We start from the raw sequence: 14,081 nt of genomic DNA on the forward strand, positions 1-14,081 counted from the left end.
TTCGAACTCTCTCACGTCGGTGGAGTTCGACCCCCTCGCCGGAAGGGATGCCGGCCGGGGCGCACCGCATCCGCGACTGGAAGAGGCCACGTGACCACCTGGCAGCCTGCGCGCTGGACCGCCATGAGGGGACCGGGGGCCCTTTTCCGGCGGGTCGACCTGCGCAATCCTGTCGTGGCCGCCACGGTGCTCGCCGCGGTCCTGCATGTGATCTGGGCCTATTTCCTGGCCAAGGACTCCGGCGACATGGCCGCGCAGTACGCCTGGACGGACTTCATAAGGGCCCACCCCTCCGCCTCGTACAACCTGTCCTGGTACGGCGGCATGCACCCCGCGTCGTACAGCATTCTGTCGCCGTACATCATGGCCGGGCTCGGGGTGCGGACCACCGCCGTGATCGCGGGCACCTTGTCCACGACGGCGGCGACGCTACTGCTGATCCGGGCCCGGATCAAGCGCCCGATGCTGCCCGCGCTGTGGACGGCGTTCGCTCTTTGGGGTGACGTGCTCTCCGGGCGGGTCACCTTCGCGCTGGGCGTCCTGTTCGGTCTGATCGCCACGCTGCTGCTGTTCCCCACCGACCCGCCGGTAGGCGCGCGCCGCACCCCGCGGGTGCTGACCGCCACGCTGATGGGCGCGCTGGCCACCATGTGCAGCCCGGTCGCGGGTCTCTTCATCCTGGTGGTCGCGGCGGCGCTGTTCCTCACCGGGCGCCGCAAGGACGCGTATGTGATGGCGGTCTGCCCGCCCCTGGTGGTCGGCGCGACCTCGCTGCTCTTCCCCTTCTACGGGGTGCAGCCCTTCAAGTGGTTCTTCGCCATCATCCCCTTCGCCACGGCCGTGGCGATCGCCCTGGTGGTGCCGCGCGAATGGCGCGTCGTACGCGTCGGCAGCTGGATCTACGCGGCCGGTGTCGCGCTGACGTACGTCATCCCGTCGCCGATCGGCAGCAATGTGGAGCGGCTGGCCCTGCTGTTCGGCGGCACCGTGCTGCTGATCGTGGCCATGGCGTGGACCAGGGGCGGCCGGATGGCGCTGATGCTCTACCTGGCCTTCCTGGGCGTCGCGGGCTGGCAGATCTCCAAGCCCGTGGTGGACCTGGTGAACACCTCGGCGCCCTCGTCCACGGTCGAGCACGCGGCGCCGCTGATCGCGCAGCTCACCAAGGTGCGCGCGGACAAGGGCCGGGTCGAGGTCGTACCGCTGCGCTCGCACTGGGAGGCGTCGGGCCTGGCCCCGCACGTCAACCTGGCGCGCGGCTGGAACCGGCAGGCGGACGTCGAGCGCAATCCGCTCTTCTACGACGGCACGCTGACCGCGGAGACCTACCGGCAGTGGCTCCAGCGCTGGAGCGTCGGATACGTGGTGCTGCCGTCGGACACCCCGGACGGCGCGGCGGTGGCCGAGGCGAAGATCGTGGCGGCGGGCCAGAGCTGGCTGACGCCGGTCTGGCACGACGACTACTGGAAGCTCTACAGGGTCGCGAACGCCGATCCGCTGGCCGATCCGCCCGCGATCGTGGACGAGGCGAGTCCGGCCGAGCTGACCGTGACGATGCCGACCAGCGGCTCGGTGATCCTGCGCATCCCGTGGTCCCCGGTGCTGGGCATCGAGGGCGCCAACGACAACAAGCACGGCTGTCTCATCCAGGACGGCGACTGGACGCGGCTGTACGCGCCCTCGCCCGGCACGTACCGGATCGGCGGCACGTACGCGCTGATCCGCGGCACGCAGTGCAACAAGAACGACGTGGACGGCAGCGGCAGGCCGGACGGCGCGGCACCGGCCGGGCGCTGACCGGCCGGCTGTCCGACCTGAACGGCCTGTTGTCCCACCTGCACGGCCTGCTGTCCGACCCGCCGACCGGCGCCCGACGGCCGCGGTGACCGGGAACGCCAACGGGCAGTGACCCTCACTCTTGTGGAGTAAGGGTCACTGCCCGTTCCGTACGGCGGTGGATACGGCCGCGCGTCTACGGCGGGTACGGCGGCGGCACGGTCCTCGTCGGCGTGACCGACGTATCCGGCGTGACCGACGTATCCGCCGGACAGGCCCTAGTCGGCGTGTCCGAGCTGGAGGTCCCGCTCGGTCCTGCCGCCGCCCGCGACCTGGAGGACGGTGGCGACCGGCGGGTAACCGGCGGCGATCACCGTGTACTCACCGGCGGCGAGGTCCACGAACCGGAAGTGCCCGTCGGGGCCGGTGGTGACCGAGTCCACGACATTGCCCGCCGCGTCCAGCAGCGTGACCCGCGCGTCCTCGACCAGCCGCCCGCCGGGGGCGCGTACGGTCCCGCGCAGCACCGCGCCGCCCGCCAGCTCCACGTCCTGCCGGGTCTCCCGCGACGCCTGCACCGACACCGGCAGCGCGGCGGGCCTGAAGGCGGGCGCGCTGGCCGCCAGCGTGTACTCGCCCGCCACCAACTCGCTCAGGACGTAGGCGCCTTCACGTCCGCTGCGGGAGGTGGCCACAACGTCGCCGCGGATGTCGGTCAGGGTCACGATGGCGTCCCTGACCGGGGTGCCGTCCGCGGTGCGCACGGCGCCCGCCAGACGTCCGGCGCCGCCGAGCACCACGTCGAGTTCGACCGGGCGGTCGGCGACGGTGATGCTGACGGCCTGCGGCTGGTGGCCGCCTGCGGCGGCGATCAGCACATAGCTGCCGCTGCCCGGGGTGCTCAGCGCGTACCGGCCGTCCTCGGTGGTCGCGCCGCGGCCGATCTGCCGTCCCGTGACGTCGATCAGGGTGAGCGCGGCGCGGCCGACGGAACTGCCGTCGGAGTGCTGGACGGTGCCGCACACGGGCACACCGCCCGCGTAGCTCTTGCGGGCGCCCGGCACGGCCGAGTCGGTCACGGTGAAGCCGGGCGCGCCGTCGGCGCCGGTGAGGGTGTCGGTGGCGGTGTCGCCGTCGTACGTGGTCGTCGGGGAAGCGGGGCCGTGCTGGGTCACCAGGGGTTTCTCCTTGAGGAGGAAGGCGAAGAGGAAGCCGAGCGCGAGCACCGGCACCAGGTAGAGGAAGATCCGCGGCATGGCCTCGGCGTACGCGTTGACGTACCCGTCGCGCACAGCCGCGGGGAGTGTGCGGACCAGTTGGGGGGTGACCGACTGGGCGTCGGGCAGGTGGGCGCCCTTGGGGAGTTCGACCGCGAGGCGCTTGGCGAGGCGGTCGGCGAAGAGCGTGCCGAAGACGGCCGCGCCGACCGAACCGCCGATCTGCCGGAAGTAGTTGTTGGCGCTGGTGGCCGCGCCGATGTCGGTGGGGCGCACCGAATTCTGCACGGCGAGCACCAGCACGGGCAGCATCAGGCCGATGCCGAGACCGAGTACGGCCATGTAGACGCTGTACTCGGCCTGCGGGGTGTCGGCGTCCATCAACGACAGCAGATACATGCCGGCCGTCGACAGGGCGCCGCCGATGATCGGGAAGATCTTGTAGCGCCCTGTCCTGCTGATCAACTGCCCGCCGACGATGGAGGCGAGGACGACGCCCATCATCATCGGCAGCATGAGGAGCCCCGATCCGGTGGCGCTCGCGCCGTCGACCATCTGGAGGAAGGTCGGCAGATAGCTGGCCGCGCCGAACAGGGCGACGCCGACGATCCCGCCGATCAGGGCGGTGGTGTTGAAGACCCCGTCGCGGAACAGCCGCAAGGGGATGACCGGTTCCGCGGCGAACCGCTCGACGAGCACGAAGAGCAGCGCGCTGACCACGGCGCCCGCGCCGAGGCCGAGGATCTCCCGGGACTGCCAGCCGTACTTGGAGCCGCCCCAGGTGGTGACGAGCACCAGGCAGGTGGAGCCGACGGCCAGCAGCAGGGCGCCGAGCACGTCGAGGCGGGGCCGGACGGCGGGCTTGGGGAGTTTCAGCACGAGGCTGATCACGACGAGGGTGACCAGGCCGAAGGGCACGTTGATGGAGAAGCACCAGCGCCAGGAGGCGTGGTCGGTGAAGAAGCCGCCGAGCAGCGGCCCCGCGACCGACGCGAGGCCGAAGGCGGCGCCGATCAGGCCCATGTAGCGCCCGCGTTCCCGCGGCGGCACGATGTCGGCCATGATCGCCTGCACGCCGATCATCAGTCCGCCGCCGCCGATGCCCTGGATGGCGCGGAAGGCGATGAGTTCGTCCATGGTGCGCGACCACGCGGCCAGCGCGGAGCCGATGACGAAGGTCATGATCGCGAACTGGAAGACGATCTTGCGGCCGAAGAGGTCGCCGAGCTTGCCGTAGATCGGCAGTCCGATCGTGGACGCCAGCAGATAGGCGGTGACGACCCAGGACATCTTGTCGAGGCCGTGCAGCTCGCCGACGATCTTCGGCAGGGCGGTGGCCACGATCATCTGGTCGAGCGCGGCCAGCAGCAGCGCCAGCATCAGGCCGACGAAGACCAGCCGGACCCGGCGCGGTGTGAGGTCGACCGCGGCGCCGTTGCCGCCGGGCGGTCCCGAGGCGCCGCCCGCCTCCTCGGCCGCGCCCCCGGTCCCCTCCCCCGGCCGTTCGTCGTCCACGGCCGCCGGACGCTCGATCAGCGTGCTGCCACCCACTGCCACTCCCCTCGTCGCGCCTGCCTGGCCACCGTTTCCCGCATTAAGCGACAACGACGAGCAAGCGCGACGATTCTCAGGAAGTACGCGAAACCACCCGTATCAGTGAACGATCACGAAACCAGCGGCACCGTAAGGGACTTCACTCCCCCGCGGTGCACTCCCCTCACTTCACTCCACTCGGCCCCACTCCGCTCGGCGCCATTCCGCTCGGCCCCATTCCGCTCGGCGCCTCACTTCTTCTCTACGTCGGCGGCCAGCGAGGCGAGCAGCGCGTCGTAGATACGGCCGAGGCCCTTGGGCGCGAAGGTGCGCTCGAAGAAGCCGCCGACGCCGCTCGCGCCCTGCCAGGTGGTGACGACGACGACTTTGCTGCGGCCCTCGCCCGACGGGGTGACCGTCCAGGTGTTCACGAGCGTCGAATTGCGGTCGGTCTCGACCAGCGTGTCCGCGGCGGGCGCGGAGACGTCGAAGAGGCAGTCGCGGATCCGCTTGCTGGTGGCCTGGAGCTTCCAGTGGACGACGGTGCCCGCGCCGTGGCCGCCCTCCCGGACCTCGTACTCGCTGAACTGCTCAGGGAGCACCCGGCCGCGGGTGCCCGCGTAGTCGGCGACGGCGGCGTACACCCGCTCCGGCTCCGCGTCGACGATCCGCTCCGTGGTGGCCTCGACCAGCGCCATGACTTCTCCTCAGGTCCGTGCCAGGTCGCGCGCCTTCCCGGCGCGCCGCACAAGCCAACCACACGCGCTTATCGAATCTGTGTTCTATTGTGGACGGACGGGCGACCGGAGACGGCCGGCCGGAGACAACCGGAGGAGGGCGCGATGCGCTGGGACCATCTGAGCGGTGACGACGCGGCGGCCGGTGGCGCGCCCGCGCTGTTCGGCGCCGACGCGGTCACCCGGACCTTCGACACGCCGGGCTTCCGCGGCATCACCTTCCACGAGATACGGGCGAAGTCGATCATCAACCGGGTGCCGGGGGCGTCCCGCATGCCCTTCGAGTGGACGGTCAACCCGTACCGCGGGTGCAGCCACGCCTGCGTGTACTGCTTCGCGCGCAAGACGCACAGCTATCTCGATCTCGACACCGGGATCGACTTCGACTCGCAGATCGTGGTGAAGACCAACGCGCCGGAGCTGCTGCGCCGGGAGCTGGCGTCGGCGCGCTGGCAGGGCCAGCACATCGCGATGGGCACGAACGTGGACTGCTACCAGCGCGCGGAGGGCCGGTATCAGTTGATGCCCGGCATCATCGCCGCGCTGCGCGACCGCGCCAACCCCTTCTCGATCCTCACCAAGGGCTCGCTGATCCTCCGCGACCTGGAACTGCTGCGGCAGGCCGCCGGCGTCACCGATGTGTCCATCGCCCTGTCGGTCGGCTTCACCGACGGCGAGCTGTGGCGCAGCGTGGAACCGGGTACGCCTTCCCCCGAGACCCGGCTGGCGGTCTGCCGCACCCTGCGGGCGAACGGGCTGCCGCCCACCGTGCTGATGGCGCCCGTCCTGCCCTTCCTCAGCGACTCCCCCGAGCAGTTGCGGGCCACCGTCCGCGCCATCGCCTCGGCGGGCGCCGCATCGATCACGCCCCTGGTCCTCCATCTGCGGCCGGGCGCCCGCGAGTGGTACATGGCGTGGCTCGGCCGGCACCACCCGCATCTCGTACGGCGCTACGAGACGATGTACGCGGGCGGCGCGTACGCCCCGACGTGGTACCAGCGCCGGGTCACCCGCCAAGTCCACGAATTCGCCACGGAGTTCGGCTGCGGGCCCGCGCATCGCGAGGGCACGCGGCGCTTCCGGAAGCCGGGCGAGCCGGAGGCGGGTGTGTCCGGCGACCAGGTGCCGGCGGCACGGCCCGCCGCGGAGAACACCCAGCTCACGCTGCTATGACCTCGCGCGGTTCCGGACAGGCGTCAGGCCCTAGGCGTCGGCCAGCGCCGCGCGGGCGGCCGGGGCCAGTGGCGGGTGGGCGGTCGCGGCGCGCAGCGCGTGCCGGGCGGCGGGGGGCGCCTGCCGCGGGCACAGTGCGCCCAGGCCCTCCACGCAGGCCAGCGCGATGCGTTCGTGGGGCGCGGGGGTCGGCCGGGCGAGCAGCCGCTCCAGGGTGGTGGTGAGGGCCGGTACGGCCTCGGGCGCCCGCATCCGGACCAGGAGGCGGATGGCGGGCAGCGCGTACGCGACCCGCAGTTCGTTGGTGGCCAGCGCGGCGGCGGCCCGCCCGGTCCGCGGGTCCGCCAGCCGCGCCAGCGCCTCGGCGGCGCGGCTCGCCCGCGACTCGTCCCGGTAGTTCAGCAACAACGCCAGCGTCTCGAACGCCCGCCGGTCTCCCGCCTCCGCCAACTCCACGGCGGCCGCCTCCCTCACCTCCAACGGTTCGCCCACGGCGGTGAGCTTGCGAGCGAGGCGTTCACGGGTCTCGACGTCCATCTCCCCACTGTAGGAGCCGAGTTGCCCGTTACCGCCCCGACGGGGCAGATCGGTCGTTCCCGGACCACCGGCCGGTGGGGGTGGGCCGCTCAGTTCCCCGCGCCCCTGACGCGGCACACCCACTGCGTTCGGACGGCGAGCCGATCTTTTCAGGGGCGCGAGGCTGTGTCTGATCTGCGGCTGCCCCGCCCCGGCGGGGCGGATCGGTCGTTCCCGGGCCAGCGGCCGGTGGGGGTGGGGCGCTCAGATGGGGGCGGCGCAGATCACATGGGCACAGGACTGGCGGGGAAGTTACTCGCCGGTTACGCTCGGGGGACGTGCACGGTGGTCGGTGACGCAGCCGCCGTGGACGGGAACACTCGTCGGTTCGGCATCATCGCGGCGCGGCCCCGGGACAGGGCTCGCCTATCTCTTCGCGCGGGCACGCACCCCTGCACTTCCGGCCCGCGACTCCACCTCACTCCTTCAGCCGTGTGCGCGCGTGGCGCGCTCCGGTCTCCCCAGCGTCTGGAGTCACGCGATGGACCGTCCGTCCACACCCTCATCGTCAGCGACCGCATCCTCACCCCCCGCCCCGAGCGCGGCGCCCCTGGCGACCGTCGCCGTCGTGGGCCTGGGCACCATGGGCACCGGCATCGCCGAGGTCATGGCCCGCGCCGGTCACGAGGTGATCGGCATCGACATCGACCAGAGCGCGGCGCGCCGCGCGGTCACGGCGCTGGAGCGTTCCACGGCGCGCGCCATGGAGCGCGGCCGGAGCACCGAGGCGGAGCGCGGCGACGCGCTGGCCCGCTTCCGTACGTTCCCCGATCTGCGGGCCGCCGCCGAGGCGGATCTGGTGATCGAGGTGGTCGACGAGCGCTACGACATCAAGCGCGAGGTCTTCACCGAGCTTGACCGGCTGGCCAAGCCGGACGCGATCCTGGCGACCGGCACGAACGCCCTGTCGGTGACCCGGCTGGCGGCCGAGACCTCCCGCCCCGACCGGGTGCTGGGGCTGCACTTCTTCGCGCCCGCGCCCGCGATGAAGCTGGTCGAGGTCGTGTCGACGGTCCTGACGTCGCCGGAGACCACGGCGGCCGTCACCGCCCTCGTGCGGAGCCTCGGCAAGGAGCCGGTGCCGGTCGGCGACCGGCCGGGCTTCATCGCCGACGGCCTGCTGTTCGGCTATCTCAACCAGGCGGCGGCGATGTACGAGGCGCGGTACGCCACCCGCGAGGACATCGACGCGGCGATGCGGCTGGGCTGCGGGCTGCCGATGGGCCCGCTGGCGCTGCTCGACCTGATCGGCGTCGACACCGCCACGACCGTCCTCGAGGCGATGTACGAGGCGTCCCACGACCGGCTGCACGCCCCCGCGCCGGTGCTCAAGCAGCTCACGGCGGCCGGGCTGCGGGGCCGTAAGTCGGGCCGCGGTTTCTACAGCTACCAGGCGCCGGGCAGCGCGGTCGTGGTGCCGGACGCGGAGACTCCGGGCGCCGGGGACACCCGGCCGGCCGGGCGGCCGGTGCGCGCGGTGGGCGTCGCGGGTTCCGGCACGATGGCGACCGGTATCGCCGAGGTCTTCGCGAAGGCGGGCTTCGACGTCGTGGTGGCCGCCCGTACCCAGGAGAAGGCGGAATCGGCGGTGGCGCGGCTGGCGAAGTCGCTGGACCGCTCGGTCACCAAGGGCCGGCTGACCCAGGAGCAGCGGGACGCGGCGGTGGCGCGGGTGTCGCCGTCCGGTTCGTACGACTCCTTCGCCGACGCCGACCTGGTGGTGGAGGCGGTGGCGGAGGATCTGGCGGTCAAGCAGCAGCTCTTCCAGACGCTCGACAAGGTCTGCAAGCCGGGCGCGGTGCTGGCCACCACCACCTCGTCGCTGCCAGTGGTCGCGGTCGCGCGGGCCACCGGGCGCCCGCAGGACGTCGTCGGAATGCACTTCTTCAACCCGGCGCCCGCGATGAAGCTGGTCGAGGTCGTGCACACGGTGCTGACCGCGGACGACGTGCGGGCGACGGTGCACCAGGTGTGCGGCGCGGTCCGCAAGCACGCGGTGGACTGCGGCGACCGGGCCGGTTTCATCGTGAACGCGCTGCTGTTCCCGTACCTCAACAACGCGGTGAAGATGGTCCAGGACCACTACGCGAGCGTGGACGACATCGACGCGGCGATGAAGCTCGGCGGCGGCTATCCGATGGGCCCGTTCGAGCTGCTCGACGTGGTGGGCCTGGACGTGTCGCTGGCGATCGAGCAGGTGCTGCACGAGGAGTTCCGCGATCCGGGCCTGGCGCCCGCGCCGCTGCTGGAACACCTGGTGTCCGCGGGCTGCCTGGGCCGTAAGACCGGCCGCGGCTTCCGCGAGTATGCCCGGCGCTGAGGCGCGCCCCGGCAGCGGAACAGGGCACGGCACCGAGCGCCGCGCCGACACCGGCGGCGCGCCGTCCGGCGGGCGTGAGCGCAGGTCGGACCGCGGTCGTCCGGCGGACTGGGGACGTTTCCCCCCGGCCGCCGGACGGGGGGCCGCGCCGTGTTACGTTCCCCACATGTCCCAGCCCGCGAAGTCCGACCCACCTGAGACCGCGAACGGCCGCCGCGCCGCGGCCCAGCGCCACCGGGTGCGCCAGGACCTCGCGTCGGCGGCCATGCACCTGTTCGCCGAGCGGGGTTACGAGGCCACGACGGTCGACGACATCGCGGCGACGGCCGGGGTGGCGCGCCGTACGTTCTTCCGGCACTTCCGCTCCAAGGAAGAGGCGATCTTCCCGGACCACGACGACACGCTGGTACGGGTGCAGGCGGTGCTGGACTCCGCGGAGCCGTACGAGCACCCGCTGGACACGGTGTGCCGGGGCATCACCGAGGTGCTGCGGATGTACGCGTACATGCCGGAGGTGTCGGTCGAGCGGTACCGGCTGACCCGCGAGGTGCCGACGCTGCGGGAGCGCGAGATCGCCTCGGTGGCCCGGTACGAGCGGCTGTTCACCCGTTATCTGCTGGGCCACTTCGACGAGGGCGCGCACCGGGACGGCGACGACGACCCGCTGCTGGCCGAGGTGGCCGCCTCCGCGGTGGTCGCGGCGCACAATCACGTCCTGCGGCGCTGGCTGCGCAATGACGGCAAGGGCGATGTGGAGGCGCAGCTCAACCACGCCTTCGACGTCATCAAGGCCACCTTCGGCAGCGGCATCGGCGCGGGCCGGATACCGTCGCGGGTCGCGGTGGAGCCTGCGGCGACCGTGTCGCGGCAGGGTGAGGTGGTGGTCGCGGTCGCCCGCACCGACGCCTCCCCGGCCGAGATCCTGCGGACGATAGAGCAGGCCCTGCGCCGCGCCTGAGCGCCCCGGGTGCCGTCGGCGCCCGCCCGGCGCCCGAGCGCCCGCCCCACCGCACCCGCAACCACGGCAGCGGCCGACCGGAACCCCGGTCGGCCGCTGCCGCTCGTTTGTGGCGTCCCGGTGACACGTGAGACAAATTTTTGGCACGCAGTGTCTTTACGACTGGCACTGCGTGCCATACCGTGACGGTAGTCCGGGCGGCCGGCGTACGGATATCCCGCGTACGCCGACTGTCCCCAAGGCCCGGACCCGCCTGCGTCACAGGTATCCCCGCGCCACCGCGCACATGGTCAGTTCCACCGCCGTACCCGCCGGACCGACGACGGCACCCCCAGCCATCCGCCCCTGCGTTCCCCCAGCGTCAACGCAGCAGCAGCACGCTTCGCCGGAGGTCAGACACCATGAAGGAAATCCTGGACGCGATCCTCGCGCCTGACAGTTCGGCCGCCGACTTCGCGGCCCTCCCGCTGCCGGAGTCCTACCGCGCCGTCACCGTCCGCAAGGACGAGGCCGACATGTTCGCCGGACTCACCACCCGCGAGAAGGACCCCCGCACCTCGCTCCACCTCGACCAGGTCCCGCTGCCCGAACTCGGGCCCGGCGAGGCCCTGGTGGCGGTGATGGCCAGCTCGGTCAACTACAACTCGGTCTGGACCTCGATCTTCGAGCCGGTCTCGACCTTCTCCTTCCTCGAGCGCTACGGCAGGATGTCGCCGCTCGCCAAGCGGCACGACCTGCCGTACCACGTCATCGGCTCCGACCTGGCGGGCGTCGTGCTGCGCACCGGCGCCGGGGTCAACGCCTGGAAGCCCGGCGACCGGGTCGTCGCGCACTGCCTGAGCGTGGAGCTGGAGTCCGCCGACGGGCACAACGACACGATGCTCGACCCCGAGCAGCGGATCTGGGGCTTCGAGACCAACTTCGGCGGCCTCGCCGAGATCGCGCTGGTCAAGTCCAACCAGCTCATGCCCAAGCCGGAGCACCTCACGTGGGAGGAGGCCGCGGCGCCCGGACTGGTCAACTCCACGGCCTACCGCCAGCTCGTCTCGCGCAACGGCGCGGGCATGAAGCAGGGCGACAACGTGCTGATCTGGGGCGCGAGCGGCGGACTCGGCTCGTACGCCACGCAGTTCGCGCTGGCGGGCGGCGCCACCCCGATCTGTGTCGTCTCCAGCCCGCAGAAGGCGGACATCTGCCGGGCGATGGGCGCGGAGGCGATCATCGACCGCAGCGCCGAGGGCTACCGGTTCTGGAAGGACGAGCACCACCAGGACCCGCGCGAGTGGAAGCGGTTCGGCGCCCGGATCCGCGAACTGACCGGCGGCGAGGACGTCGACATCGTCTTCGAGCACCCCGGCCGCGAGACCTTCGGCGCCTCGGTCTACGTCACCCGCAAGGGCGGCACGATCGTCACCTGCGCGTCCACCAGCGGCTACACCCACGAGTACGACAACCGCTACCTGTGGATGAGCCTGAAGCGGATCGTCGGCTCGCACTTCGCCAACTACCGCGAGGCGTGGGAGGCCAACCGGCTGATCGCCAAGGGGAAGATCCACCCGACGCTGTCGCGGACGTACACGCTGGCCGAGACCGGGCAGGCGGCGTACGACGTGCACCGCAATCTCCACCAGGGCAAGGTCGGCGTCCTCGCGCTGGCCCCCGAGGAGGGCATGGGCGTCACCGACCCGGAGCTGCGCGCGAAGCACCTGCCCTCGATCAACCTGTTCCGCGACGCGACGTCCGGTGTCCCCGACTCCCCTGCCGGGGACGCCCGATGACAGGGCGTCAGAAGGACCGGCCCTGGCTGATGCGGACCTACGCGGGGCACTCGACCGCGGAGGCGTCCAACGAGCTGTACCGGCGCAATCTGGAGAAGGGCCAGACGGGCCTGTCCGTCGCCTTCGACCTGCCGACCCAGACCGGCTACGACGCGGACCACGTGCTGGCCCGCGGCGAGGTCGGCCGGGTCGGCGTGCCGATCGCCCATCTCGGCGACATGCGGCGGCTGTTCCAGGACATCCCGCTGGAGCGGATGAACACCTCGATGACCATCAACGCCACCGCCATGTGGCTGCTGGCGCTCTACCAGGTGGTCGCCGAGGAGCAAGGACTCGGCGAGGAGGGCCTCACCGCGCTCCAGGGCACGACGCAGAACGACATCGTCAAGGAGTACCTGTCACGGGGGACGCATGTCTTCCCGCCGGTCCCGTCGCTGCGGCTGACCACCGACATGATCACGTACACGGTCAACCACCTCCCCAAGTGGAACCCGATCAACATCTGCAGCTACCACCTCCAGGAGGCCGGGGCCACGCCGGTCCAGGAGATCGCCTACGCGATGTCCACGGCGATCGCCGTCCTGGACGCGGTCTTCGCCTCGGGGCAGGTCCCGGAGGAGCGCAGGGGCGATGTCGTCGCGCGGATCTCCTTCTTCGTGAACGCGGGCGTGCGCTTCGTCGAGGAGATGTGCAAGATGCGCGCCTTCGGCCGGATCTGGGACACCGTCACCCGCGAGCGGTACGGCATCGAGAACGCCAAGCAGCGCCGCTTCCGCTACGGCGTGCAGGTCAACTCGCTCGGCCTGACCGAGGCGCAGCCGGAGAACAACGTCCAGCGGATCGTGCTGGAGATGCTGGCTGTCACGCTGTCCAAGGACGCCCGCGCCCGTGCGGTGCAACTCCCGGCGTGGAACGAGGCGTTGGGGCTGCCCCGGCCCTGGGACCAGCAGTGGAGCCTGCGCATCCAGCAGGTGCTGGCGCACGAGAGCGACCTGCTGGAGTACGAGGACATCTTCGACGGCAGCCATGTGATCGAGGCGAAGGTCGAGGAGCTGGTGGCGCTCGCCACCGCCGAGATCGAGCACATCCAGGAGCTGGGCGGCGCCATGGCGGCGGTCGAATCGGGCTATCTGAAGTCGGAGTTGGTGTCCTCGCACGCCGAGCGCCGGGCCCGGATCGAGTCCGGCGAGGAGAAGATCGTCGGCGTCAACGTCTACGAGTCCACCGAGACCAGTCCGCTGACCGCCGACCTCGGCACGGCCATCATGACCGTCGACCCGGCCAACGAGGCGCGGGTGGTGGCCGCGCTGCACGACTGGCGGGTGGCGCGTGACGAGGCGCGCGCGCAGGAGGCGCTGACCGCGCTGCGCTCGGCGGCGGCGGGCACCGACAATCTGATGCCCGCGACGCTGGACTGCGCGCGGGCGGGGGTGACGACCGGTGAGTGGTCGTGGGCGCTGCGCGATGTGTTCGGTGAGTTCCGGGCGCCGACCGGGGTCAGCGGCGCGCCGGTCGCGGTGGCCGCCGAGGAGGGCAGTCCGATGGCCGAGGTACGGCGCAAAGTCGCCGAGACGGCCAAGGAGTTGGGCGGCGGACGGCTGCGGCTGCTGGTCGGCAAGCCGGGTCTCGACGGACACTCCAACGGCGCCGAGCAGATCGCCGTACGCGCCCGCGACGCCGGTTTCGAGGTGGTCTACCAGGGGATCAGGCTGACACCCGAGCAGATCGTGTCGGCGGCGGTGGCCGAGGACGTGCACTGCGTGGGTCTGTCGATCCTGTCCGGTTCGCACGCCGCTCTGGTGCCGGACGTGCTGGAGCGGCTGCGCGGGGCCGGGGTGGACGACATCCCGGTGGTCGTCGGCGGGATCATCCCCTCGGCGGACGCCAAGGCGCTGATCGAGGCCGGAGTGGCGGCCGTCTTCACCCCGAAGGACTTCGGAATCACCGGGATCATCGGCCGGATCGTGGACGAGATCCGGCTCGCGAACAAGCTGGAAAAGCTGGAGGTATGAC

General features: G+C 71.7%; 9 protein-coding genes. 6 read left to right on the forward strand and 3 right to left on the reverse strand.

Annotated elements, in window-relative coordinates:
* Nucleotides 1-90 precede the first annotated feature (90 nt).
* The gene (locus ACIOC1_RS21105) at nt 91-1,797 is read left to right on the forward strand and encodes an MFS transporter (protein WP_355339162.1); all 1,707 of its coding nucleotides are present in this window, start codon (nt 91-93) and stop codon (nt 1,795-1,797) included.
* Between the two features lie 257 nt (nt 1,798-2,054).
* Here ACIOC1_RS21105 and ACIOC1_RS21110 read toward each other — a convergent pair whose 3' ends face one another.
* Both ACIOC1_RS21110 and ACIOC1_RS21115 read right to left on the reverse strand, forming a co-directional pair.
* A complete protein-coding gene (locus tag ACIOC1_RS21110; RefSeq protein WP_391049549.1) occupies nt 2,055-4,544 on the reverse strand; it encodes a DHA2 family efflux MFS transporter permease subunit in 2,490 nt (829 codons plus the stop codon).
* A gap of 233 nt (nt 4,545-4,777) precedes the next feature.
* Nucleotides 4,778-5,224, reverse strand: coding sequence for an SRPBCC family protein (locus ACIOC1_RS21115; RefSeq protein WP_355339159.1), 447 nt, complete (start codon nt 5,222-5,224; stop codon nt 4,778-4,780).
* A 144-nt stretch (nt 5,225-5,368) separates the two neighbouring features.
* Here ACIOC1_RS21115 and ACIOC1_RS21120 point away from each other — a divergent pair, with 144 nt between their 5' ends.
* Complete coding sequence (locus tag ACIOC1_RS21120; protein WP_401311538.1) at nt 5,369-6,436, forward strand: Rv2578c family radical SAM protein; 1,068 nt, start codon at nt 5,369-5,371, stop codon at nt 6,434-6,436.
* Nucleotides 6,437-6,466: 30 nt separating this feature from the next.
* Here ACIOC1_RS21120 and ACIOC1_RS21125 read toward each other — a convergent pair whose 3' ends face one another.
* Nucleotides 6,467-7,066, reverse strand: a complete 600-nt coding sequence (locus ACIOC1_RS21125; RefSeq protein WP_401856109.1) for an adenylosuccinate lyase — start codon at nt 7,064-7,066, stop codon at nt 6,467-6,469.
* 427 nt (nt 7,067-7,493) lie between these two features.
* Here ACIOC1_RS21125 and ACIOC1_RS21130 point away from each other — a divergent pair, with 427 nt between their 5' ends.
* The 4 genes from ACIOC1_RS21130 to ACIOC1_RS21145 all read left to right on the forward strand — a co-directional run bounded on the left by ACIOC1_RS21130 (nt 7,494) and on the right by ACIOC1_RS21145 (nt 14,080).
* The gene (locus tag ACIOC1_RS21130; RefSeq protein ID WP_401856013.1) at nt 7,494-9,332 is read left to right on the forward strand and encodes a 3-hydroxyacyl-CoA dehydrogenase family protein; all 1,839 of its coding nucleotides are present in this window, start codon (nt 7,494-7,496) and stop codon (nt 9,330-9,332) included.
* Between the two features lie 166 nt (nt 9,333-9,498).
* On the forward strand, nt 9,499-10,290 hold the full coding sequence (locus ACIOC1_RS21135) for a TetR family transcriptional regulator (RefSeq protein ID WP_355339147.1): 792 nt from the start codon (nt 9,499-9,501) through the stop codon (nt 10,288-10,290).
* 401 nt (nt 10,291-10,691) lie between these two features.
* Nucleotides 10,692-12,068 carry a crotonyl-CoA carboxylase/reductase gene (gene ccrA / locus ACIOC1_RS21140; protein ID WP_401856014.1) on the forward strand — a complete coding sequence of 459 codons (1,377 nt, stop codon included), beginning with the start codon at nt 10,692-10,694 and terminating at the stop codon, nt 12,066-12,068.
* The gene (locus tag ACIOC1_RS21145) at nt 12,065-14,080 is read left to right on the forward strand and encodes a protein meaA (protein ID WP_355339141.1); all 2,016 of its coding nucleotides are present in this window, start codon (nt 12,065-12,067) and stop codon (nt 14,078-14,080) included. Before ccrA ends, ACIOC1_RS21145 begins: the two co-directional genes overlap by 4 nt.
* The last annotated feature ends 1 nt before the right edge of the window (nt 14,081 follow it).

Origin of the sequence: Streptomyces sp. NPDC088197, assembly GCF_044741185.1 — a bacterium.
Classification (GTDB): domain Bacteria; phylum Actinomycetota; class Actinomycetes; order Streptomycetales; family Streptomycetaceae; genus Actinacidiphila.